This is a genomic window from Streptomyces sp., assembly GCF_019510245.1.
GTDB lineage: Bacteria > Actinomycetota > Actinomycetes > Streptomycetales > Streptomycetaceae > Streptomyces.
On record NZ_JAEKKT010000135.1, the window covers coordinates 15,254 to 37,395 of the forward strand.

Consider the following 22,142-nt stretch of genomic DNA (forward strand, 5'->3'; position numbering starts at 1 on the left):
CGTAACGCACATCACGTGCGTTATCCCGGGTGCCCGGGTTACCGTAGATATAACGCAAGCTGATTGCGTTACAGACTTTTCCGTCCAGCGGTGTTCAGGCTGTTCGTGGCCCGACGGTGCAGTGCGGCGTCAGCTGCGTCGCTGCCACCAGCGCCGCTTCTGCTCGCCTGCCCGAGGACCGGTTCCGGCCCCATCAGGGGCTGACGTGCTGTGCGGCGGGAAGGCTTTCAAGGCGGAGCGGATGCGGTCGAAGGCGGCAATGGTGTGGTGGTCGCCGGCGGGGAGTGCCACTCCGACGCACACCAGCTTGAAACTGTCCTCGCCGAGGGGTGCGCCGATGAACACCGGTGCGCCCACACACCCTTGCGGCAGGTCTCCGATCCACCGGATGCCGCCGTCGCCTGAGCGTACGATCCGGCCGATCACGACAGCCTGCTCTCGGGAACCGTCCCCGTCGTTGACGTGACCCAGCAGGTAGGCCGCGACCGGCGACTCACCGAGGGAGGCAATGTCCTCTTCCGTGGCGGCGATGCCGTCGGTGATCTCGTCGGTCGTCCAGTGCCAGCCCTTGCGGGCGCCGTGCGCGTGCAGCCCGGTGGAGGGCATGACCGCCACCCCCACATCGCCGAGATGAGTCCACCCCTCCGCGAAGTCGAGCATCATCAGCTTCTCAGCGCTCATCACGGGTGCGCACAGTGCGGGGCGCAGAGTGAACTCAGCCAATTCGACTCGCGCCGGCTCACTGGCGGTCACGAGGTACTGCCGGATGACCTCGCCTTCGGAGGTCGTCTCCACCAGTTCGTTGAACCAGAAGGCCGTCGCGTGTTGTTCCTCTCGGTGGGCTTGCTGGAAGGGAAGCGTCGAGCGGCCGACGTGATCGACTATCGCGTCGATGATCGCACTGGAGTGGTCGGGCAGGTCAGACATGGGTCGAGAGGCTAACGCACGGTCGAAGACAGCTACCGGGAGGGATGGCACGGCCCCCCGCGCGCCCTCCGGTCCTCGCTCTTCGACGTCGGTGACGGGCAAGGGTCTGTCAACGCGGCTTGATGACCCACGTCACGCGGTCCCGTTTCCATGCGTGGAAACGGGACCGGCGAACCGCGGACACGCCAATCTCCGGGGATCGGCTTGCGGCCGGCAGATGTTGTCGGCCATTGATTTCGGAGGGGACGCGCCCCAGTCAGGTCGGCGGAAGCCGAGACTTCGTGGAGCCGGTTCGCTGCCGCACGATCCGGTCGAGAGGTGAGATCCACCGTCCTTGCCCGCTTCCCGGGCAATCCGCAGGGTCTCCTGAGTGAGGAGGCCGGCGACCCGAGCGGTACTGGGTGCCGACGTCGTTGCCCTGGCGGAAGCCCTGCGGTGGGGTACGCGCTCGCGGCCGGGTCAGGCCGGCTGAGGGGTCGGCGGCAGCAGTGCCCGTAGCGGGCCCGTGTCGGGGTGGTCGGCCAGCGCGGCGGCCACCGCGGCGTGCAACGCGGCCTCCGTGCCCGCCTCGCCGTCGAGGTCGGACGCGGAACCGGGCAGCCGTACCGCAGCCGGGCGCGACCAGGAGAACTCCCAGTGCAGCAGTGACCGCGCGCTGAACTCGGCCAGCACCATGCTCTGGAGCGAGTCGCGCAGCACCGGTCGTACGGACTCCCGGAACGCCGCGTCCTGCGTTGCCGCCCCCTGCTCCGACCGCGGCAGCCGCTCCGCCAGCTGCCACAGCCGGCCGTCGTCGATCAGCCGGAGCAGCGCGGGCAGCGTCGGCCGGTCCTCGGTGTGGGAGGCGAGCGCCCGGTGCAGCGGGGTGTCGAGCGCGGCCAGCCCCGCGGCCATCGACGAGCTCAGCAACTGCTCCCACTCCCGGGCCCGCTCGAACTGCCGTACCTCGTCGGTCAGCACGGCGTCCTCCAGCGCGGCCAGGGTCCGGGCCGGGTCGGCGAGCAGGGCGAGGGCCGGGCCGTCGTCGTCCGCGCCGCGGCCGTCGGCGGGCAGTTCCTCGATCCGCCGCACCCGGTCGGCGATCGGCGGATGGGAGTCGTACGGCGAGCCGGGTTCCGTCGGCAGTTTCTCCCGCAGCCCCGCCAGTTCCGTCTCGCGGGCCGTCAGCATCCGGCCGAAGCCGCCGAAGAACTGCCCCCGCGGCGGAAGCTGCCGGGCCGGCAGGCCGAGGGTCGCGTACGCGTCGAGGTAGAAGCCGTGGGCGGCGGACAGGACCGGGATCTCACGGAGCGCCGACGCCGTCGCGTCCCGGCCGGCGATCCGTGCGGCGGCCAGGTCGGCGGCGTACTCCTGCGCGCGGGCCGTCGACAGCGTGGCCCGCATGTAGAGCTTCGCGTACGCCGTGTAGACCGCCGCCATGAGCCGGTAGGTGAGGCCGGCACCGGCGGTGTCGATCTTCTTGGCCTGTCTGCCCTTCGCGGTGCGCCTCGCGGCGGCCTTCTCCTGCCGGGCGCGTTCGGCGGCCTCCTTGCCGTCGGCCCGCGCGTGGAAGTGCTCGACGGTCCGCGCGATCTGCACCCGGCCGCGCACGGCGAGCGCCGACAACCGGGTGTCTCCGCCGGTGAAGTGGCCGTACTCGTGGGCGAGTACGGCTTTCAGCCCGGCCTCGGTCAGCCCGGTCAGCAGCGGCACGCCCAGGTAGAGGCGGCGCGGCCCGGGGCGCAGGCCGAGCAGCCGGGGCTCCTCGCTGACCGCCGCGTTGACGTCACCGGTGAGGACGACGTCGCTCGGCGCGCGGGTGCCCGTGGCCGCCGCGAGCTCCCGCACCAGCGCCCACAGCCGGGGCTCGTCGGCCGCCGTGACCGGGAGGCCGGGCGGATCCTCGCCCCTGGGGGTGCGGAGCATGAACATGCCTCTGACGACCGGGATCGCGAGCAGCAGGGAGACGATCACGATCTTCCCGGCGAAGGCGTCGGGCGCCCACTTCACCGCCGCAATGTCGACGACGGCCGCCACCGCCAGCAGGACGAGGCTCAGCAGATGGAAACCGCAGAGCAGAACAAGGGCGCGCAGCGCCCGCAGAGTTGCGCCCATCGGGCAGATCCCCCCACAGGACCCCGGGCAACGGGGCCGACTACGACCAACGGAAGACGAACGGGAGTATGCAGGCGGCATGACAGCGCCGCGCACGGGTGGTGCGGAGTGGGGGACGCCGGAGTATGCCGCACCGCAGGTCAGAAGGGCAATTCAGCGCCCTGACGGTACCGCGCCCCAAAGGGGCGCGGGGCTGCATCCGCTGTGCGGCTGCCGCCACGCGGGCGCGAGCGACCCCCACCGGCCCGCACTCCACAGGCGGCCGTCTCCCTTGCCGGTGCCCTCAGCTGTGCAGCGTCGCCGGGCTGCCGCCGTTCGCCTCGTAGCCCGCCACCGCCAGGGCGCGGAAGAGGGCGAACTCGCCGGCCGGGTTCGCCGAGAGCGTCCAGGGCAGCGCCCCGACGTGCCCGTCGACGCGTATCAGCTCGCCCATGGCCTCCGCCCAGCGCTCCGAGCGGACCAGGAAGAAGACCAGCAGGTGACGGACGTGCGCGAGCATAGGGTCGTCCTGGCGGGCCGAGTGCACCGCGTGCAGGGCGCCGTGCACGGCCTTGGTGACGACCTCGCTCTGGTAGAAGCTCGCCACCAGGTTCACCTCGGGCAGGTGCTCGAAGACCGCGAACAGCGGCATCGCGGCCAGCAGCGAGCCCTGCGGGGCGCGGGCGGCGGCGGCCTCGGCGAAGGAGTACGCCAGCTCGCGCGAGCCGTGCCACTTCTCGCACCAGTAGTGCAGCGCCGCCAGGTGCGCCCCCATGTGCGTCGGAGCGCGGTCCAGGATTTTCAGCCACAGCTGCTCGAACTCCGGCTGCGGATAGTTCAGCCCGCGGGCCACCGACAGCTCGATGATGTACGGCACCGGGTCGCCGGGGGAGAGCAGCGCCGCCTGCCCGCAGGCGTCCCTGGCCTCCTCCATGATGATCCGGAAGTCGTCGGTGCCGGGCCTCGACGTCCGCCACGCCTGCTGCACCAGGAACTCCGCGTGGACGGCCGCGCCGCCGGCGTCCTTGGGCTGCTCGGCCCGCCAGACGCGGAGCCACTGGCCGCCCGGCGTCTCGCTGACCCCGCCCGGCCGCTCCTTGAGCTCCAGCGCCGCCGCGCCGGCGAAGGCCTGTACGCGCTGCCAGCGCAGCTCGCCCGCTGTCTCCGTGCCCGCGAGCAGCTGCGAGGCCGCCCGGTAGTCCTGGGTGTGCTGCACGACGTCGAGGACGTCCAGCAGGTCCTGGTCGGGACCGGGCATGCGGATGTCCAGGTCCTCCTCGCGCACGAAGCCGTAGTCCGCCGGGTCGGCGGCGTCCGGGTGGCTCGGGTGGACCTGCTCGATCATGCCGCGCCGCCGCCGCAGGACGGGGAGCAGCGCGAAGCTCAGCAGGAGCAGCGCCATCAGGGCCCAGAGAATCGCCATGCGTCAAGCGAACCAGACGGCGCCGACAATTGGCCAACCGGTGCCCTGACCTGTGGACAACCGACGGCGGGCCTGTGGACAACGCGCCGGGGCCGCCGGAGCACTAGGCTCGTCCACCATGAGCGACAGGCACCACATCAGTCAGCACTTCGAGACGCTCGCCATCCACGCGGGCAACACGGCGGACCCCCTCACCGGTGCGGTCGTACCGCCGATCTACCAGGTCTCGACCTACAAGCAGGACGGCGTCGGCGGCCTGCGCGGCGGCTACGAGTACAGCCGTAGCGCCAACCCGACCAGGACCGCCCTGGAGGAGAACCTCGCAGCCCTGGAAGGCGGGCGGCGCGGGCTCGCGTTCGCGTCCGGGCTGGCGGCCGAGGACGCACTGCTGCGCACGCTGCTCAGCCCCGGCGACCACGTGGTCATCCCGAACGACGCCTACGGCGGCACGTTCCGGCTGTTCGCGAAGGTCGTCTCCCGGTGGGGCGTGGAGTGGTCCGTCGCCGACACCAGCGACCCGTCCGCCGTGCGGGCCGCGATCACCCCGAAGACCAAGGCGGTCTGGGTGGAGACCCCCTCCAACCCGCTGCTCGGCATCACCGACATCGCCGCCGTCGCCCAGGTAGCCCACGACGCCGGCGCCCGGCTCGTCGTCGACAACACCTTCGCCACCCCCTACCTCCAGCAGCCGCTCTCGCTCGGCGCGGACGCCGTCGTGCACTCGCTGACGAAGTACATGGGCGGCCACTCGGACGTGGTCGGCGGCGCGCTGATCGTGTCGGACCAGGCGCTCGGCGAGGAGCTGGCCTACCACCAGAACGCGATGGGCGCGGTCGCCGGGCCGTTCGACTCGTGGCTGGTGCTGCGCGGCACCAAGACGCTCGCGGTGCGCATGGACCGGCACAGCGAGAACGCCACGAAGATCGCCGACATGCTGAGCCGGCACGCGCGCGTGACGCGGGTCCTGTACCCGGGCCTGCCCGACCACCCCGGGCACGAGACCGCGGCCAAGCAGATGAAGGCGTTCGGCGGCATGGTGTCCTTCCAGGTCACGGGCGGCGAGGAGGCGGCCGTCGAGGTCTGCAACCGCGCGAAGGTGTTCACCCTCGGCGAGTCCCTGGGCGGCGTCGAGTCCCTGATCGAGCACCCGGGACGCATGACCCACGCCTCGGCGGCCGGCTCCGCCCTGGAGGTGCCCGCCGACCTGGTGCGTCTGTCCGTGGGCATCGAGAACGTCGACGACCTGCTGGAAGACCTCCAGCAGGCGCTCGGCTGACGGTTTCACCAGTTGACGATGGGCGGAGTCGTCGTGGACGGCGGCTCCACCCACGGATGCACCGTTGCCGCCCAGACCGCGAACGCCACGGCCGCGGCGCAGAGCAGCAGCCACAGCAGGCGGCGGGCCCTGCGCCGGCGCCGCAGCATCCGGCCGCCCCGGCGCAGCACCTCGCCGTAGAGGTCGGGCGGCACCGGGGGCGGTGTGCGTTCCATGGCGCGCCGGGCCGCGGCCTCGCGTTCGACACGGTTCACGACGGCGCCACCTTCGCTCCCAGCACCGCGGGCGCCGCCTTCCGCGGCGGATGCAGCAGGGTGGCCGTCGCCCGCTCGCAGAGGGCGTGCACGCGCTCGGCGGGCAGGCCGAGCAGCGCCGCCGTCTGCTCCTCGGCGACCCCCTCGTACAGCCGCAGCACCAGGATCAGGCGCTCCCGGGGCGTGAGTCCGGCCAGGACGCTGCCCGGGTGCGGGCGGGTGCGGCTGAGCGGGCCGCCGTACTGGTGCCAGGCGGAGTTCGCGAAGCGCAGGGCGAGGTGCTGGCGGGACCGGTCGTACGGGTCCTCGCCGCGCAGCCGGTCCCAGCACGCGTACGTCTGCGCGAGCGCGAGGGTCAGCAGGCGCCGCGCGCGGGGGTTGGCGTCCGGGGCCTCGGCGGTCAGCAGGGTGGCCGCATGCAGCAGCCGTCCCGCCGCGCCCGCGACGAACGCCTCGAACTCCCGGGCCCGGCGGGCGTCCTGCAGCGCCTGCCGATCACGCACCGTCCCTCCCCGACTGTGGGGGCCCGGACACGGGTACGCCGGGGCCCGGTCTCATATGAGGCCAGGGTCGGGCCCACGGTCAAGAGCCGCGCGCCACGCGCACGTGGCGGATACGGCGGATGCCTGCGGGAAGTCCCGGAGATTTGGGACGCCCTGGAGGTGCGGGACGCCCGGGAGCTGTGAGACGCCCCCGAGTGCGGGACGCCCCGGCGGTGTCCGTGTTCGTCGGCGGTCAGGAGGCCGGCGGGGTGTCCGAGCCCGGCGGCACGGCCATCCGCGCGGACAGCGCGCTGTTGAAGCGGGTGAGCAGCGCGCAGAACGTCTCGCGCTCGGCCGGCTCCCAGTCCTGCGTCAGCTCCGCCATCAACTGGCGCCGCGACGAACGCACTTCCTCCAGCCGCGACAGCCCGCGCGGGGACAGCTGGAGCACCACGGCCCGGCCGTCCTCGGGGTGCGAGGTGCGCTTGACGAGCCCGGTGTCGACCAGCGGAGCCACCTGCCGGGTGACCGTGGACGAGTCGATCCCCATGCTCGCGGCGAGCGCCTTGACCCCCATGGGGCCTTCCTTGTCGAGGCGGTTGAGCAGCAGGTACGCGGCGCGGTCCATGGAGTTGCGCACCTGGCCGACGCCGCCGAGCCGGGTCTGTTCGGCACGTCGGGCGAACACCGCCACCTCGTGCTGCAGCGTGTCGAGAAGACCGCTGTCACCGACGGTCGTCATGTCCATCGACATTTCAGGTGTTGTGGGCATGGCGGGGGGCTCACTTCATGAAGAGTGCTGTGGTGGGGGACAGAGTACGCGGACAGGGGGCGAGCCGTACCGGCGCTGCGCAAACCGGTCTCGGAGGTTGGTCACACCCGCGCCGTCGGCCTGTGAACTGCGAGACTTGAGTCATGAGCTACCGCACGGCTGACTCCTTGCGCCCCGTCACCCTCGACGACGTGCGCGGCGCCCAGAAGATGCTCACGGGCGTGGCGCGGGCGACCGCGATGGAGGGCAGCAGGCACCTGTCCCAGCTGGTCGGCTCGCCGGTGCACCTCAAGTGCGAGAACCTCCAGCGGACCGGTTCCTTCAAGCTGCGCGGCGCCTACGTCCGGATCGCCGGGCTGCTGCCCGAGGAGCGCGCCGCCGGGGTCGTCGCGGCGAGCGCCGGGAACCACGCGCAGGGCGTGGCGCTGGCCTCGTCGCTGCTCGGCGTGCACTCGACGGTGTTCATGCCCAACGGTGCCCCGCTGCCCAAGATCAGCGCGACCCGGGAGTACGGCGCCGAGGTGCGGCTGCACGGCCAGGTGGTCGACGAGACGCTGGCCGCCGCCCAGGAGTACGCGGCCGAGACCGGCGCGGTGTTCATCCACCCCTTCGACCACCCGGACATCATCGCCGGTCAGGGCACGGTGGGGCTGGAGATCCTGGACCAGTGCCCCGAGGTCGGCACGATCGTCGTCGGGATCGGCGGCGGCGGGCTCGCGGCCGGGATCGCGGTCGCGGTGAAGGCGGTCAGGCCGGACGTGCGGATCGTCGGCGTCCAGGCGGCGGGCGCGGCCGCGTATCCGCCCTCGCTGGCGGCCGGGCACCCGGTCACGGTGGCGAACCCGGCGACGATGGCCGACGGCATCAGGGTCGGACGGCCCGGTGACGTGCCGTTCGCGCTCGTCCAGGAGCTGGTCGACGAGGTCCGCACGGTCAGCGAGGACCAGCTGTCCGCCGCGCTGCTGCTCTGCCTGGAGCGGGCCAAGATGGTCGTGGAACCGGCCGGGGCCAGCCCGGTCGCGGCGCTGCTGGGCGAGCCCGGAGCCTTCGCCGGGCCGGTCGTCGCCGTGCTGTCCGGCGGCAACGTCGACCCGGTGCTGCTGCAGCGGGTGCTGCGGCACGGCATGGCCGCGCAGGGCCGCTACCTGGCGGTACGGCTGCGGCTGACCGACCGGCCGGGCGCGCTCGCCACCCTGCTCGCGGTGCTGTCGGGGGTCGACGCGAACGTCCTCGACGTGAGCCACGTCCGCACCGACCCCCGCCTCGGGCTCGCGGAGGCGGAGGTCGAGCTCCACCTGGAGACCAAGGGCCCCGCCCACTGCACGGAGGTCGGCCACTCGCTGCGCGAGGCCGGTTATACGGTCATCGACTGAGGGCTGCGGCCGCTCGGGGCGGGGAAAGCCCAGTTCACCGCCTGTTCCTCACTCGTTCGGGGAAATCCGTCGACGAACGCGATACATCGCGTTATGGTGTGTCGCGTGGCCACCGCTGCTGCCCCTGCCCGCCGTCGCGCCGGTGGAAAACCATAGGCGGACCGACGGCTGCATACCTAGCCTTTTGCGCACCATCCCCGACGACGTGGAGACCCACATGCCAGGCGCCATCTATGCCGAAGGTCTGGTCAAGACCTTCGGCGACGTAAGGGCTTTGGACGGCGTCGACCTGGACGTCCCCGAAGGCACGGTCCTCGGACTGCTCGGGCCGAACGGCGCGGGCAAGACGACCGCCGTCCGCTGCCTGACGACCCTGCTCCGCCCCGACAGCGGCAAGGCTGTCGTCGCAGGCATAGACGTACTCAAGCAGCCGGACGCCGTACGCCGCTCCATCGGCCTGTCCGGACAGTTCGCGGCGGTCGACGAATACCTCACCGGCCGCGAGAACCTCCAGATGGTCGGCCAGCTCTACCAGATGCGGGCCAGGCAGGCCAAGGACCGCGCCGTCGAGCTGCTGGAGCAGTTCAACCTCACCGAGGCCGCCGACCGCCCCGCCAAGACCTACTCCGGCGGCATGCGCCGCCGCCTCGACCTCGCCGCCGCCCTCGTCGTCTCCCCGCCGGTGATGTTCATGGACGAGCCGACCACCGGCCTCGACCCGCGCAACCGCCAGCAGCTGTGGGAGGTCATCAAGCAACTGGTCTCCGGCGGCACGACCCTGCTGCTCACCACCCAGTACCTGGAGGAGGCCGACCACCTCGCCCATGACATCGCGGTCGTCGACCACGGCAAGGTCATCGCCCAGGGCACCTCCGACGAGCTCAAGGCCCGCACCGGCGGCGAGCGCGTCGAGGTCGTGGTGCACGAGCGCGAGCACATCCGGACCGCCGCGGAGGTGCTTGCCGGGTTCGGCAAGGGCGACACCACCGTCGAGGAGCACACCCGCAAGCTCACCGTCCCCGTCACCGGCGGCGCCAAGCTGCTCGCCGAGGTCATCCGCGAGCTGGACTCCCGGGGCATCGAGATCGACGACATCGCCCTGCGCCGCCCCACCCTCGACGACGTCTTCCTGTCCCTGACCGGACACGTCGCCGAGGAGAAGCCCGAGGGCAGCGGCGAGCAGAGCAAGAAGAACACCCGCAAGGACAGCCGCAAGGAGGCCGTGAAGTGAGTGCCGTCAGCGACACCGCACGGGTGCCGGCCGCCTCCGGCAACGCCCTGACCCAGTCGTTCCGCGACTCGATGGTGGTGGCGAGGAGAAACCTGATCCGGATGTCCCGGATTCCCGAGATGCTGATCTTCGGGCTGATCCAGCCCATCATGTTCGTGGTGCTGTTCACCTATGTGTTCGGTGGCTCGATCCAGGTCGGCGGCTCCAGTTCCACCCAGGCCTATCGCGAGTTCCTGATGGCCGGCATCTTCGCCCAGACCGTCACGTTCGCCACGGCGGGCGCCGGTGCGGGCATCGCCGACGACATGCACAAGGGCCTCATCGACCGCTTCCGTTCCCTGCCCATGGCGCGCGGCGCGGTCCTGACCGGGCGCACCCTCGCCGACCTGGTGCAGACGGCGCTCACCCTCGTCGTCCTGGCGGTCGTCGCCCTGATCGTCGGCTGGCGGACCCACGAGAACCTCGGCAAGGTGCTCGCCGGATTCGGCCTGCTGCTCCTGCTCGGGTACGCGTTCTCCTGGATCGGCGCGCTCATCGGCCTGTCCGTGCGCACCCCCGAAGCGGCGACCTCGGGCGGCCTGATCTGGCTGTTCCCGCTGACCTTCATCTCGAACGCTTTCGTCGACGCGAACAAGATGCCGGCCTTCCTGCGCCACATCGCCGAGTGGAACCCGTTCAGCGCCACCGTGCAGGCGAGCCGCGAGCTGTTCGGCAACCTCCCCCCGGGCTTCCAGGCGTCCGACGCGTGGCCCATGCAGCACCCGGTCGTGGCCTCGCTGATCTGGTCGGTCCTGATCATCGCGCTGTTCCGGACGCTGGCGGTCCGCAAGTACCGGCGTGCCGCCGGCTGATCGCGCCTCCCGCGGAAAGGCACGAACAAGCCCCCACTGAGAGGTGGGGGCTTCGTCGGTGCGCTCCCGGTGCGTGGGGGCTGCTGTCTGCTACCTGTTGTCTGCGTTCCGCCGCTTGGTGGTCTTCTCTCTTGGCTGATGGATGAGATCCGTGTCACCGTGCACGACTGCATTCGCTCCCTCCAGCATCCCGCGCCACGACTCCAGTCGGCCTCTTTCGGCCTCGCTCAGCTCTCGCCCCTCCCGCCTGCGCGCTTCCAGGCGGAGCATCGTGACCGGGTACTTCCACCGGTGCTCCTCCTTGACCTCCCACGGGATCAGGTCGTCGTTGCGCACGATCCGCCGTTCGAGCCCACGGCGCCGCCGGAAGTTCCCCCACATCGAGGGCACGGTGTCGATTCCGTACTTGCGTCTGTACTCGTCGATCATCCACTGGTACGTCCGCCCCTCCTCGAACCAGCGGATGACCTCCTGCTCGTTCTGGATCTTTCTGGCTGCCACGTGATTCCCCGCCATTGATGATCTTGATCGTTGATTACACTTCCACGACGCACAGCTTGGGGGCCCGATGAAGATCCAGGTCATCGCCTGCGACAGGGACCGCGAAGTCCCCGCTCGGACCTATGAAATCACCGTGAGTGACGGCAGGACGGTCAAGGCGGACCTCTGCGCCAGGCACGCGGAACCGATCGAGGCGCTGATCCGGGAGCTGGCCGGCGAACAGCCTGCCGAGGAGGCGCCTGCGAAGGCGCCGGCCAGGAAGAGCTCGTCGCGCAGACGCCCGGTCATCACCACGCTCGAGGAGATCGAGGCCCAGAAGAAACGGGGTGGAGGGCAGTCTGGGTGACTGACACCGTTCGCGACGTGTCCAAGTAGCACAGCCGAGGTGCGGTGTGGAACGTGAGCGTGCCGTGCGGCTCCGGCGCGGTGGTACCCCGGCGTCAGGCGGACGCCGGGGCGGGTGTCTGTGCGGGTCAGCCCGAGTAGGGCTCGGCCTTCAGGATCTTCACCGAGGCCTTCTTGCCGTTCGGGAGCTCGTACTCCGCATCCTCGCCCACCTTGTGGCCGATCACTCCGGTGCCCAGGGGGGACTGCGGGGAGTAGGTCTCGACGTCGGCGCTGGCGTACTCGCGGGACGCCAGGAGGAAGGTCATGGTGTCGTCCTCGTCGCCGTCGAAGGCGATGGTCACCACCATGCCGGGCGCGACGGCGCCGTCCGCGGACGCCGGGGCCTCGCCGACCTTGGCGTTCTCCAGAAGCTGGGTCAGCTGGCGCACACGGAGCTCCTGCTTGCCCTGCTCCTCCTTGGCCGCGTGGTACCCGCCGTTCTCGCGCAGGTCGCCCTCCTCGCGCGCGGCCGCGATCTTGGCGGCGATCTCCGTGCGCGCAGGACCAGACAGGTACTCCAGCTCGGCCCTGAGCTGGTTGTACGCCTCCTGGGTCAGCCAGGTGACGTTCTCGCTGGTCTGGGTCACAGGTGCTCCTCGTCGGTACTGGGAATACAAAGCATCGCCCTACCCGGAAGCATGTTCCTTCATGGAAGGGCGAAACCACGAGCCTAACAATTCAACGGCAGAAGGGGGAGGACATAAGCCATCAGAATCACGTCAACGCAGGTCAGCGCCTACGTATTCCGGCTGATGTCAGTCGGCGTGGCAGCCGAGCAGCTCCGCCGTGGTGCCCCGGGCCGTCGTACGCAGCGTGACCACACGGTCGATCTCGGTCGCCGACCCGGTGAAGCGGAAGTCCGCCCGGCCCACCTCGGAGCCGTCCGCCGCCTGGGAGCGCAGTGTGCAGTAACCGGAGGTGCCGGAGTCCTTGTGGACCTCCAGATGCACCTCGACCGCGCTGTTGGAGGCGTCGAAGGTGATGACCTGGGCGCTGATCTTGTTCTGCACCACGTAGTGGTAGGCCCAGTAGCCGACCAGGACCAGCAGCAGGGCGCCCAGCAGCGCACCGGCGACCCTGAGCTTGCGGTCGGCGCGCTCGTCCGAGGAGGTGCCGTAACGGCCCTCGGGCAGCCGCGTGCTCGCGGTACTCATGATCGTCCTCCGGACCCCGGAATTATTCGCCCTCCGATTCGGTCACTATAGAAGCCGCCGATTGCCCCTGAGCTACCGGGGCGCCGACTTACCAAGGATTGAGTCTTGACTGACCAGCTGCGACTGATGGCCGTCCACGCCCACCCCGACGACGAGTCGAGCAAGGGCGCGGCGACCATGGCGAAGTACGTGTCCGAGGGGGTGGACGTGCTGGTCGTGACCTGCACGGGCGGGGAGCGCGGCTCCATCCTCAATCCCAAGCTGCAGGGCGACAAGTACATCGAGGAGCACATCCACGAGGTACGCAAGAAGGAGATGGACGAGGCCCGCGAGATCCTCGGCGTCAAGCAGGAGTGGCTCGGCTTCGTCGACTCGGGTCTGCCCGAGGGCGACCCGCTGCCGCCGCTGCCCGAGGGCTGCTTCGCCCTGGAGGACGTCGACAAGGCGGCCGGCGAGCTGGTGCGCAGCATCCGCGCGTTCCGCCCGCAGGTGATCACCACCTACGACGAGAACGGCGGCTACCCGCACCCCGACCACATCATGACCCACAAGATCTCGATGGTGGCCTTCGAAGGCGCGGCCGACGCCGAGAAGTACCCCGAGGCCGAGTTCGGGCCGGTCTTCCAGCCGCAGAAGCTGTACTACAACCAGGGCTTCAACCGCCCGCGCACCGAGGCGCTGCACAACGCCATGCTGGAGCGCGGCCTGGAGTCGCCGTACGGGGACTGGCTGAAGCGGTGGAACGAGTTCGAGCGCACCGAGCGCACCCTGACCACGCACATCCCCTGCGCGGACTTCTTCGAGATCCGTGACAAGGCGCTGATCGCGCACGCCACGCAGATCGACCCGGACGGCGGCTGGTTCAAGGTGCCCATGGAGGTCCAGAAGGAGGTCTGGCCGACCGAGGAGTACGAGCTGGCGAAGTCGCTCGTCGATACCTCCCTCCCCGAGGACGACCTCTTTGCGGGCATCCGCGACAATGCCTGACATGAGCGCAAGCCTGGCACTGACGCACCTCGTCCCCCTCGCCAAGGAGGTCGACGAGAACAAGGTCACCCCCGGAGTTCTCGGCTTCATCGTCTTCGCGGTGATGGCCCTGGCGGTCTGGGGCCTGATGAAGTCCATGAACAAGCACATGCAGAAGGTCGACTTCAAGGAGCCCGCCCAGTCCGGGGCGGACTCCAAGGCGCCGACGGCCGACCCCAAGGGCTGACCGGCGTCACGTCCCGGCCGGCACCGGCACGCCCATCACCTCGCGGGCGTGCCGGCTGGGCACCATGCCCAGACGCCAGGCCTGCCAGCCCGCCTCCAGCTGCACCCCGCGCTCCAGGAGCAGGCCGTACGCCGCGACGTACTCGGCCAGCTTCCCGTCGCGCAGGGGGTGCTCGGCGCGGGCGAGCTGGGCCAGCTCCTCCTGGGCGACGGCGGTGCCGACCTCCACCCCGCCGGGCGCGGCGTACGGGAGCAGGGTGCAGCGCAGGAAGCGGGCCCAGTCCTCGCCGCGCCGGTCGCCGTACGACGTGAACAGGGCGACCGCCTCGTCGCACAGGGCGAGGGCCTGCTGGGTGCGGGTGTTGCCGGCGTCGACGACGGCCAGCTCCAGGCAGGTCCACGCCTCGCCGTGGACCACACCGATGCGCTGGAAGTCGGCGCGGGCGTCGACCAGCAGCTGGCGGGCGAATCCCGAGTTGCGCAGCGAGCCGGTCTGGGCCGCCCGCTGGTCGCGGGTCACCCGGGCCGAGTGGTGGCGGGCGCAGGCCAGGCCGTAGACGTCCCGCATCCGGGAGAACATCGTCCGCGAGCGCTCCAGTTCGCGGACCGCCTGGTCCAGGGTGCCGGTCTCCTCCAGGGCCAGGCCCAGGTAGTACACCGTCCAGGCCTCGCCGCGCGCGTCCTCGTTCTCCCGGTGCCGGGCCGCCGCCGCCCGCAGTCCGTCGGCCGCCTCGGATGCTTCACCGGCCACCAGCCGGGCGCGCGCCAGCTGGGTCAGCGCCCAGGCCTCGCCACGGGCGTCACGGGTACGGCCGTAACGGTCCAGTGCGGCCCCGAGCTCCCGCTCCGCCCGCGCCACGTCGCCCATCCGCAGCGCCAGCTGGCCGAGCTGGAAATGCGCCCAGGCCTCGCCGTGCACCGAGCCGCCCTCCCGGTGCAGGACCAGCGAGCGGGTGAGCAGGTCGAGGGAGTCCGCCAGCCTCGCCCGGTCGCGCTGCACCGCCGCCAGCGCGTGCATCGTCCACGCCCGGTCGGTCGCCAGCTCGGGGGCCGCCTGCAGGTCGAGGGCCTCCTGGAGCTTGGCGGCGGCCTCGGTGAGGTTGCCCTGGTGGTGCAGGGTGATCCCGAGCGAGCACAGCGCGCGGGCCGCACCGGCGTCGTGATGCGCCTCCAGGTAGAGGTCGACGACGGAGGTGAGGGTGGTGCGGGCCTTGTCCAGCTCGCCCAGCTGGCGGGCCGCGATACCGGTACGCCACTGCACCGACCGCACCAGCAGACCCTGGTCGACGGCTTGGGCGAGCTCGCTGATCTCACCGAGCCGGTAGAGGTCGCCGCGCAGCAGGCAGTAGTCGCACAGCGCGCCCAGCAGGTTCTGCACGGCCGCCTGGTCGACGCCCTCGGCGTGCCGCAGCGCCGCCGTGATGAAGCTCGACTCGTCGTCCAGCCAGCGCAGCGCCTCGTCGAGCGAGGTGAAGCCGTGCGGGCTGAACCGGTCCGAGCGGGTCGACATGTTGCCGTCGACCAGCCGCAGCACGGAGTCGGCCAGCTCCGCGTAGTTCACGATCAGCCGCTCCTGCGCCGCCGTACGGTCGGCCGGGGTCTCCTCGTCGAGGAGACGGGCCTGGGCGAAGGAACGGACCAGGTCGTGCAGGCGGTAACGGCTGCCGCGGACGTGGTCGATCAGGCCGGCCCGGGTGAGCGCGACCAGATGGCGGGTGGCCTCCGCCTCGTCGGCGCCGAGCAGGGCGGCCGCGGCCGCCGCGCCCATCGAGGCCCGGCCCGCCAGCGCGAGCCTCCGCAGCAGCCGCCGCGCGGTCTCCGACTGGTCGGTGTAGCGCAGCCACAGCACGCGCTCCACCGGCCCGACCGGACCGTACGCGCTCAGGTCCGTGGCCAGTTGGAGCGGTGAACGCGAGCCCAGCGACGAACCGGCCACCCGCAGTGCCAGCGGCAGCCCGCCGCACAACTCCCGGATCCGGTCCGCGGACTGCGCGTCGTACGGCCCCGACGCGTCCTCGGCCACCGCGTCCAGCAACTCCTCCGCGCCGGCCGCGTCCAGCGCCGCCACCGGCAGCCGGTGCACCCAGGCCGGCAGGTCGGCGGGCAGGTCGAGCTGGTCCCGGGCGGTGACCAGGACCAGGCTGTCGGAACGCTCCGGCACCAGCGTGCGCACCTGCTCCGGATCCGAGGCGTCGTCCAGCACGATCGTCACCGGGAGTCCCGTGAGGTGCTGGTGGTACAGCTCGCTCAGCCGCTTGACCTGCTGGTCGGCGGAGGAACGCTCCCGGAACAGCAGCTGTTCGCGCGGTGCGCCCAGCCGGTTGAGCAGATGCAGCAGGGCGTCCCGGGTGGGCAGCGGCGGCTCCTCCCGGCTGGCGCCGCGCAGGTCCACGACGACCGCGCCCCGGAAGAGGTCCTTCAGCTCGTGGGTGGCCCGGACCGCGAGGGCGGTACGGCCGGAGCCGGGCTCGCCGTGCAGGACCACGACGGTCGGCCGGGTCTCCGTGGCCGCCCGGGCCGCCTGCGCCCACTGCCGGATCCGCGCCAGCTCCTGGTGCCGGCCGGCGAACGGGCCGTCCGCGTCGGGGAGCTGGCCGAACGACTGCTGCAGCACCGTACGCCTGCGGGCCGCCGCGCTCTTGTCCGTGCCGCGCAGCCCCGGTCCCTGCTTCTTCGGTCCCGTGGAGGCGCTGAGCACCCGCTGCTGGTCGAGGAACGGCCGGATGCCCCGCACTTCCAAAGCGGTCAGCCACTGCAGCCGCAGCTGCTCGGGGCCGCCGGGCTGACCGGCCGCGCCGGCGTGGTGATGAGCGGCGGGCAGATGGGAGCCGGCGACCTTGACGACCGTGGCGGCCGCCCCGGCCACCCCGACGGCGACGCCCGCGCCGAGCGCCGTGGCCGCTCCGGTGCCCAGGGAGAGGTCGGCGACGGTGGCGGCGACCGCCGCGACGGCCGCGACCAGCAGGGGCGTTCCGGAACCCTCCTTCGCGTAGCGCCGGCCGAAGCTCGGCCGGCCCGCCTCCGTCTCGTCGAGGGCGTGGGTGTACGCCGCGTACTCCTCGGCGGCCGTGCGCTCCATCTCCGCCAGCCCGCCGCGCGCCCGGGACAGCAGCACCTGCCCGTCGACACGGCCGCCCGAACGGCGGACCTCCTCCTCCACGGCCCGCACCAGCAGCCGATCGGCTTCCGCCCGATGGGCGTCCCGCATGTCCCGTCCCCCTCCAGCGGCAACTCCTTTGTCCACAAGTGTCCTTGCGAAGGGTCGCGATGGCGAGGGGGCGGCGATCAGGGGTGGGTGAGGGTTCGGTGGTGGCCGCGGGTCACCGGGCGGCCGGACCGGGCTGGGCGGCGATTCGGCCCCACCCCTTGGACAGGGCCAGGTACACGCAGGCCGCCGCCAGGCCCGCCTCCGCCACGGCGCTGGCCAGCGCCACGAGCAACTCGGTGCCCACTGCCGACGTCGTTATGTCGAACCAGGCGTCCAGGACCGCCACCGATGCCGTCGCCGACGCCGTGAGCCGGGCCCGGGCGTCGCCGCGCAGGCCGAGTACCGCCGTCGCCGCGCACCCCGCCGCCATCAGGACGTCCAGACCGATCCAGGCCACCGCCCAGTTGTGCACCTCGGTCTTGGTGGGCAGCGTCAGCGCCAGCACCACCATCCACGGCACGAGCAGCACGGCGGACGATCCGAGAAGGATCAGTGCCCACCGCTTCAGCCGCCTCATCCGTTTCGCCTCTCGGGTCTGCACCACCGTTGACCGGTCCAACACCTGATCCCCCTCGCCTTGTTCCGGATGCGTGGCTGTGGAACCTGTGAATCGCCCGGGGTCCCCGCCCTTGCCCTTACGCTAGACCGCAGAGGAAATTCTGCAAAGGAAATTCGGCAGACTTCCGGGAAGAGTCGGGGAGGCTCAGGGATGTCTCAGGGTTCTCAGGGTTACGGTGACCGCATGACCGACGGCACGCCCCACGGGGCCGGAACACCCGAGCCCGCCGCACCCGCCGAGAAGGCCGCCGCCGGCAGGACGCCCGCCGCACCCGCCGAGCTGACCGGCCTGGAGCGCACCGCCCTCTACAAGTCCCTCGGCAACCCCCTGCGCCGCCGGATCCTCGACTACCTCGGCCGGCACGGCGAGGCGAACTCCACCGTGCTCGCCCGCGAACTCGGCGAGAGCTCCGGCACCACCAGCTACCACCTGCGCAAACTCGCCGAGCAGAACCTCGTCGCGGAGATCCCGGAGAAGTCCGGCGGCCGGGAGCGCTGGTGGCGGAGCGTGCCCTTCAGTCACACCACGCCGGACCCCGCGACGATGGCCCCGGACGAGTACGCCGCCGCCAGACAGCTCGCCGCGCTCAAGATCGATGTCGACACCGAGCTGTTCCGCCGCGCCCACCGCGAGTACCGCGGTCCGCAGGGGTGGGCGCAGGTGCAGCGGTACGGCACCTGGCTCACCCAGGACGAACTCCTCGCGTTCATGCAGGAGTACCAGGCCCTCCTCGGCCGCTACGCCCACTCCCGCGAGACCGCCACCGAGGGGGCGCGCCCGGTCGGCATGCGTTTCTACGCGGTGCCCGAGCCCGTGGGAGAGTGGGAAAGTGAACCGACTGGCCCATGAGACGTCCCCGTACCTCCTCCAGCACGCCGACAACCCCGTCGACTGGTGGCCCTGGTCGGCCGAAGCCTTCGAGGCCGCCCGGGCCGCGAACAGACCCGTCCTGCTGAGCGTCGGGTACAGCTCCTGCCACTGGTGCCACGTCATGGCCCACGAGTCCTTCGAGGACGAGGCCACCGCCGGATACCTCAACGAGCACTTCGTCAGCATCAAGGTCGACCGCGAAGAGCGGCCGGACGTCGACGCCGTCTACATGGAGGCCGTGCAGGCCGCCACCGGGCAGGGTGGCTGGCCCATGACCGTCTTCCTCACCCCCGACGCCGAACCCTTCTACTTCGGCACCTACTTCCCGCCCGCCCCCCGGCACGGCATGCCCTCCTTCCGGCAGGTGCTGGAGGGGGTCCGGGCCGCCTGGGCCGACCGGCGGGACGAGGTCGCGGAGGTGGCCGGGAAGATCGTCCGGGACCTCGCCCAGCGGGAGCTCGGGCACCAGGGCGGCCGGCCGCCCGGTGAGCAGGAACTCGCCCAGGCGCTGCTCGGGCTCACCCGTGAGTACGACCCGCAGCGCGGCGGATTCGGCGGTGCCCCCAAGTTCCCGCCGTCCATGGTGATCGAGTTCCTGCTCCGGCACCACGCCCGCACCGGTTCCGAGGGCGCGCTGCAGATGGCCGTGGACACCTGTGAGCGAATGGCCCGGGGCGGCCTCTACGACCAGCTCGGCGGCGGCTTCGCCCGTTACTCCGTCGACCGCGACTGGATCGTGCCGCACTTCGAGAAGATGCTGTACGACAACGCCCTGCTCTGCCGGGTCTACGCCCACCTGTGGCGGGCCACGGGGTCCGAGCTGGCCCGCCGGGTCGCCCTGGAGACCGCCGACTTCATGGTCCGCGAACTGCGCACCCCCGAGGGCGGGTTCGCCTCGGCGCTCGACGCCGACAGCGACGACGGGAGCGGACGGCACGTCGAGGGCGCGTACTACGTGTGGACGCCCGCCCAGCTCCGCGAGGTCCTGGGCGAGGACGACGCTGACCTGGCCGCCCGGTACTTCGGGGTCACCGCGGAGGGCACCTTCGAGGAGGGGCAGTCCGTGCTGCAACTCCCGCAGCAGGAGGGCGTGTTCGACGCCGAGCGGATCGAGTCGGTCAAGCGGCGTCTGCTGGCCGCGCGGGCCGGACGCCCGGCCCCGGGCCGGGACGACAAGGTGGTCGCCGCCTGGAACGGCCTCGCCGTCGCCGCGCTCGCCGAGACCGGCGCCTACTTCGACCGCCCCGACCTGGTGGAGGCCGCCGTCGGCGCCGCCGATCTCCTCGTACGGCTCCACCTGGACGACCGTGCGCGGCTCGCCCGCACCAGCCGGGACGGCAGGGTCGGCGCCAACGCGGGCGTGCTGGAGGACTACGGCGATGTCGCCGAGGGCTTCCTCGCGCTCGCGTCCGTGACCGGCGAGGGCGTCTGGCTGGAGTTCGCGGGACTCCTCCTCGACCATGTCCTGGACCGCTTCACCGACCGGGAGAGTCCGGAGACCGGCGCCCTCTACGACACCGCCGCCGACGCCGAGCAGTTGATCCGCCGGCCGCAGGACCCGACGGACAACGCCACGCCGTCGGGCTGGACCGCCGCCGCCGGTGCCCTGCTCGGCTACGCGGCCCACACCGGTGCCGAGGGTCACCGGACCGCGGCGGAAAGGGCGTTGGGGATCGTCGGGGCGCTCGGGCCGCGCGTGCCGCGCTTCGTCGGGTGGGGGCTCGCCGTCGCCGAGGCGCTGCTGGACGGTCCGCGCGAGGTCGCGGTCGTCGGACCGGACGCGACGGATCCCCGCACGGCCGACCTGCACCGTACGGCACTTCTGGGCACCGCGCCCGGCGCGGTCGTGGCCGTGGGGACGCCGGAGAGCGAGGAGTTCCCGCTGCTCGCGGGGCGACCGCTCGTCGGCGGGGAGGCGGCCGCCTACGTGTGCCGCAACTTCACCTGCGACGCCCCGACCACCGATCCGGAGCGACTGAGGGCGGCACTCGGCGGCTGAAGTCCGCCGAGCCCGCGCCCCTGCCGGGGCGCTGCGTTCGCTGTCTTGAAACATGCCATTTATCGGCCGAGTTCACGCTCTTCACATCACCCTCATAAGATCCACCCTGTGCTGTGACAGGTGTGACCTGCCGTCACGGTTGGGGCGGGATGGGTGTGAAGACTTTGTAAGTGAAATTTGCGCTTTGTGTGATCGGCGTTCACCCGCAAGCCCCTAGCATCGCTGGAGCAGTGCCCGGTTCTGTCGCATTTCGGACCGTGGCAGTCATGTCATGTGGGGGGAGAGCGCAACTTGTCCGAGTTCTTCGACCAGCTCTGGTCGTGGATCGTCGAGGCTGTGGGGGAGACGTCGTGGCGAGAGCTGATGCCGCTGGGGCTGGCCGGACTGTTCGTCTGGGCCCTGTGGTTGTACCGAGCGGTGCTCTCCCGGTTCGCCAAGCCGGTCGTGAACGCCTTCCGTACCAGCGTCTCCGTGGTGGTCCCGGCCTACCGGGAGGACCCGGAGATCCTGCTGGAGTGCCTGGAGACCTGGCTCGCCCAGGACCCGGCCGAGATCATCATCGTTCCTGACGTCGAGGACCACGAGGTACTGCACCGGCTGTCGCTGGTGGAGGACCCCCGGGTCCGGGTGCTCGCCTTCGAACACAGGGGGAAACGTTCCGCCCTGGGGGTCGGCATACGAGCCGCCACGAGTGAGCTCCTCGTCCTGGTGGACTCCGACACCCGCTGGGAGCCGGGGCTGCTGGACGCCGTCCAGATGCCGTTCGAGGACCCGGCCGTCGGCGGGGTGGGCACCCAGCAGAACGTCTACCAGCGCACCACCAGCGTCTGGCGCCGTATCGCCGACTGGCTGGTCAACCTCCGCTACTACGACTACGTTCCGGCCATGGGCCGGGCCGGTGCCGTGGCCTGCCTCTCCGGCCGTACCGCCGCCTACCGCCGCGAGGCGGTCGTGCCGGTGCTGGAGAACCTGGAGAACGAGTTCTTCCTCGGCCGCCGCTGCGTGGCGGGCGACGACGGCCGGCTGACCTGGCTGGTGCTCGCCTCCGGATACAGGACCGTGCACCAGTCCTCCGCGCGGGCGGTCTCCATGTTCCCGTCGTCCTTCCGGGCCTTCGTGAAGCAGCGTGTCCGGTGGAGCCGCAACTCCTACCGGTGCTACCTGACCGCGCTGTACAAGGGCTGGCTGTGGCGGGTCCCGCTGGTCACCAAGATAACGGTGCTGCAGATCCTGCTGACCCCGGTGACCATGGGCATGGCCCTCGGTTATCTGCTGACGAGCCGGCTGGACCTCAGTGCCCGCGGTGTCGTCCTCACCCTGATCTGGCTGCTGCTGGGCCGGGCCGTCCGCGGCTACTCGCACCTGCGCAGGCACCCGCAGGAGATCCTCCTGCTGCCGCTGACGGCCCTCGTGGTCATCATGATCTCGCTGCCGATCAAGCTCTACGCATTCGTCACCATGAACAAGCAGGGCTGGCTCACGCGCACCAGCAGCAGCATCGGGGGCGAGGGCCAGAGCGCGGCCACGCTCTCCGGAACCGCCGGCGGCGGCCAGAGCCACTCCGCCCTCCAGCCCGAGGTGATCTGACGC

Annotated in this window: 21 protein-coding genes; 10 read left to right on the forward strand and 11 right to left on the reverse strand. The window is 71.4% G+C overall.

All coding sequences use genetic code 11. The features are described 5' to 3' along the window. Window positions 1-129: 129 nt before the first annotated feature. The 3 genes from JF597_RS20175 to JF597_RS20185 form a co-directional block, all read right to left on the reverse strand. Window positions 130-927, reverse strand: a complete 798-nt coding sequence (locus tag JF597_RS20175) for a hypothetical protein (protein WP_293996563.1) — start codon at window positions 925-927, stop codon at window positions 130-132. A gap of 459 nt (window positions 928-1,386) precedes the next feature. Further along, on the reverse strand, window positions 1,387-3,021 hold the full coding sequence (locus tag JF597_RS20180) for a M48 family metallopeptidase (RefSeq protein ID WP_293996565.1): 1,635 nt from the start codon (window positions 3,019-3,021) through the stop codon (window positions 1,387-1,389). Window positions 3,022-3,304: 283 nt separating this feature from the next. Further along, window positions 3,305-4,423, reverse strand: coding sequence for a hypothetical protein (locus JF597_RS20185; protein WP_293996567.1), 1,119 nt, complete (start codon window positions 4,421-4,423; stop codon window positions 3,305-3,307). A gap of 118 nt (window positions 4,424-4,541) precedes the next feature. Between JF597_RS20185 and JF597_RS20190 the strand changes: the two genes are divergently transcribed. After that, window positions 4,542-5,699: a cystathionine gamma-synthase gene (locus JF597_RS20190; protein ID WP_293996569.1), complete on the forward strand. Its 1,158-nt coding sequence runs from the start codon at window positions 4,542-4,544 to the stop codon at window positions 5,697-5,699. A gap of 5 nt (window positions 5,700-5,704) precedes the next feature. Here the strand turns inward: JF597_RS20190 and JF597_RS20195 are convergent, their stop codons facing one another. The 3 genes from JF597_RS20195 to JF597_RS20205 all read right to left on the reverse strand — a co-directional run bounded on the left by JF597_RS20195 (window position 5,705) and on the right by JF597_RS20205 (window position 7,189). Then, a complete protein-coding gene (locus JF597_RS20195; RefSeq protein WP_293996571.1) occupies window positions 5,705-5,953 on the reverse strand; it encodes a hypothetical protein in 249 nt (82 codons plus the stop codon). Further along, window positions 5,950-6,456 carry a sigma factor-like helix-turn-helix DNA-binding protein gene (locus JF597_RS20200; protein WP_293996573.1) on the reverse strand — a complete coding sequence of 169 codons (507 nt, stop codon included), beginning with the start codon at window positions 6,454-6,456 and terminating at the stop codon, window positions 5,950-5,952. Before JF597_RS20200 ends, JF597_RS20195 begins: the two co-directional genes overlap by 4 nt. 232 nt (window positions 6,457-6,688) lie before the next feature. Then, entirely contained in the window at window positions 6,689-7,189 is a 501-nt protein-coding gene (locus tag JF597_RS20205; protein ID WP_293996693.1) for a MarR family transcriptional regulator, read from the reverse strand. Window positions 7,190-7,350: 161 nt separating this feature from the next. Between JF597_RS20205 and ilvA the strand changes: the two genes are divergently transcribed. The 3 genes from ilvA (at window position 7,351) to JF597_RS20220 (ending at window position 10,662) form a co-directional block, all read left to right on the forward strand. Continuing rightward, window positions 7,351-8,580, forward strand: coding sequence for a threonine ammonia-lyase (ilvA, locus tag JF597_RS20210; RefSeq protein ID WP_293996575.1), 1,230 nt, complete (start codon window positions 7,351-7,353; stop codon window positions 8,578-8,580). 217 nt (window positions 8,581-8,797) lie between these two features. Further along, window positions 8,798-9,811, forward strand: coding sequence for an ATP-binding cassette domain-containing protein (locus tag JF597_RS20215; RefSeq protein ID WP_293996577.1), 1,014 nt, complete (start codon window positions 8,798-8,800; stop codon window positions 9,809-9,811). Further along, window positions 9,808-10,662 carry an ABC transporter permease gene (locus JF597_RS20220; RefSeq protein ID WP_293996579.1) on the forward strand — a complete coding sequence of 285 codons (855 nt, stop codon included), beginning with the start codon at window positions 9,808-9,810 and terminating at the stop codon, window positions 10,660-10,662. The genes JF597_RS20215 and JF597_RS20220 overlap by 4 nt, the downstream gene beginning before the upstream one ends. A 90-nt stretch (window positions 10,663-10,752) precedes the next feature. Here the strand turns inward: JF597_RS20220 and JF597_RS20225 are convergent, their stop codons facing one another. Continuing rightward, window positions 10,753-11,163 carry a hypothetical protein gene (locus tag JF597_RS20225; protein WP_293996581.1) on the reverse strand — a complete coding sequence of 137 codons (411 nt, stop codon included), beginning with the start codon at window positions 11,161-11,163 and terminating at the stop codon, window positions 10,753-10,755. A 67-nt stretch (window positions 11,164-11,230) separates the two neighbouring features. On the opposite strand from JF597_RS20225, the gene JF597_RS20230 reads away from it, so the two are divergent. Then, window positions 11,231-11,509: a hypothetical protein gene (locus tag JF597_RS20230; protein ID WP_293996583.1), complete on the forward strand. Its 279-nt coding sequence runs from the start codon at window positions 11,231-11,233 to the stop codon at window positions 11,507-11,509. A gap of 127 nt (window positions 11,510-11,636) precedes the next feature. On the opposite strand, the gene greA is transcribed toward JF597_RS20230, so the two are convergent. Beyond that, the gene (gene greA, locus JF597_RS20235; protein ID WP_293996585.1) at window positions 11,637-12,137 is read right to left on the reverse strand and encodes a transcription elongation factor GreA; all 501 of its coding nucleotides are present in this window, start codon (window positions 12,135-12,137) and stop codon (window positions 11,637-11,639) included. 168 nt (window positions 12,138-12,305) lie between these two features. Continuing rightward, on the reverse strand, window positions 12,306-12,704 hold the full coding sequence (locus tag JF597_RS20240; protein WP_293996587.1) for a DUF4307 domain-containing protein: 399 nt from the start codon (window positions 12,702-12,704) through the stop codon (window positions 12,306-12,308). A gap of 105 nt (window positions 12,705-12,809) precedes the next feature. Between JF597_RS20240 and mca the strand changes: the two genes are divergently transcribed. Further along, window positions 12,810-13,691, forward strand: a complete 882-nt coding sequence (mca, locus tag JF597_RS20245) for a mycothiol conjugate amidase Mca (protein WP_293996589.1) — start codon at window positions 12,810-12,812, stop codon at window positions 13,689-13,691. Then, window positions 13,684-13,917: a hypothetical protein gene (locus JF597_RS20250; protein WP_293996591.1), complete on the forward strand. Its 234-nt coding sequence runs from the start codon at window positions 13,684-13,686 to the stop codon at window positions 13,915-13,917. The genes mca and JF597_RS20250 overlap by 8 nt, the downstream gene beginning before the upstream one ends. 6 nt (window positions 13,918-13,923) lie before the next feature. Here the strand turns inward: JF597_RS20250 and JF597_RS20255 are convergent, their stop codons facing one another. Continuing rightward, window positions 13,924-17,124 carry a tetratricopeptide repeat protein gene (locus JF597_RS20255; protein WP_293996593.1) on the reverse strand — a complete coding sequence of 1,067 codons (3,201 nt, stop codon included), beginning with the start codon at window positions 17,122-17,124 and terminating at the stop codon, window positions 13,924-13,926. A 112-nt stretch (window positions 17,125-17,236) separates the two neighbouring features. After that, window positions 17,237-17,641 (reverse strand): hypothetical protein, encoded by a 405-nt coding sequence (locus tag JF597_RS20260; protein WP_293996595.1) that lies wholly within the window; start codon window positions 17,639-17,641, stop codon window positions 17,237-17,239. Between the two features lie 225 nt (window positions 17,642-17,866). Here JF597_RS20260 and JF597_RS20265 point away from each other — a divergent pair, with 225 nt between their 5' ends. The 3 genes from JF597_RS20265 to JF597_RS20275 all read left to right on the forward strand — a co-directional run bounded on the left by JF597_RS20265 (window position 17,867) and on the right by JF597_RS20275 (window position 22,139). Continuing rightward, window positions 17,867-18,532: a helix-turn-helix domain-containing protein gene (locus JF597_RS20265; protein ID WP_293996597.1), complete on the forward strand. Its 666-nt coding sequence runs from the start codon at window positions 17,867-17,869 to the stop codon at window positions 18,530-18,532. Further along, window positions 18,513-20,552: a thioredoxin domain-containing protein gene (locus JF597_RS20270; protein WP_293996599.1), complete on the forward strand. Its 2,040-nt coding sequence runs from the start codon at window positions 18,513-18,515 to the stop codon at window positions 20,550-20,552. The genes JF597_RS20265 and JF597_RS20270 overlap by 20 nt, the downstream gene beginning before the upstream one ends. A gap of 291 nt (window positions 20,553-20,843) precedes the next feature. Further along, window positions 20,844-22,139 (forward strand): glycosyltransferase family 2 protein, encoded by a 1,296-nt coding sequence (locus tag JF597_RS20275; RefSeq protein WP_293996601.1) that lies wholly within the window; start codon window positions 20,844-20,846, stop codon window positions 22,137-22,139. Window positions 22,140-22,142 lie beyond the last annotated feature (3 nt).

Coding starts and splice junctions, on each gene's coding strand:
- JF597_RS20175 (WP_293996563.1), bottom strand. CDS start 927: ATGTCTGACCTGCCCGACCACTCCAGTGCGATCATCGACGCGATAGTC.
- JF597_RS20180 (WP_293996565.1), bottom strand. CDS start 3,021: ATGGGCGCAACTCTGCGGGCGCTGCGCGCCCTTGTTCTGCTCTGCGGT.
- JF597_RS20185 (WP_293996567.1), bottom strand. CDS start 4,423: ATGGCGATTCTCTGGGCCCTGATGGCGCTGCTCCTGCTGAGCTTCGCG.
- JF597_RS20190 (WP_293996569.1), top strand. CDS start 4,542: ATGAGCGACAGGCACCACATCAGTCAGCACTTCGAGACGCTCGCCATC.
- JF597_RS20205 (WP_293996693.1), bottom strand. CDS start 7,189: ATGTCGATGGACATGACGACCGTCGGTGACAGCGGTCTTCTCGACACG.
- ilvA (WP_293996575.1), top strand. CDS start 7,351: ATGAGCTACCGCACGGCTGACTCCTTGCGCCCCGTCACCCTCGACGAC.
- JF597_RS20215 (WP_293996577.1), top strand. CDS start 8,798: ATGCCAGGCGCCATCTATGCCGAAGGTCTGGTCAAGACCTTCGGCGAC.
- JF597_RS20230 (WP_293996583.1), top strand. CDS start 11,231: ATGAAGATCCAGGTCATCGCCTGCGACAGGGACCGCGAAGTCCCCGCT.
- JF597_RS20240 (WP_293996587.1), bottom strand. CDS start 12,704: ATGAGTACCGCGAGCACGCGGCTGCCCGAGGGCCGTTACGGCACCTCC.
- JF597_RS20250 (WP_293996591.1), top strand. CDS start 13,684: ATGCCTGACATGAGCGCAAGCCTGGCACTGACGCACCTCGTCCCCCTC.
- JF597_RS20255 (WP_293996593.1), bottom strand. CDS start 17,124: ATGCGGGACGCCCATCGGGCGGAAGCCGATCGGCTGCTGGTGCGGGCC.
- JF597_RS20260 (WP_293996595.1), bottom strand. CDS start 17,641: ATGAGGCGGCTGAAGCGGTGGGCACTGATCCTTCTCGGATCGTCCGCC.
- JF597_RS20265 (WP_293996597.1), top strand. CDS start 17,867: ATGACCGACGGCACGCCCCACGGGGCCGGAACACCCGAGCCCGCCGCA.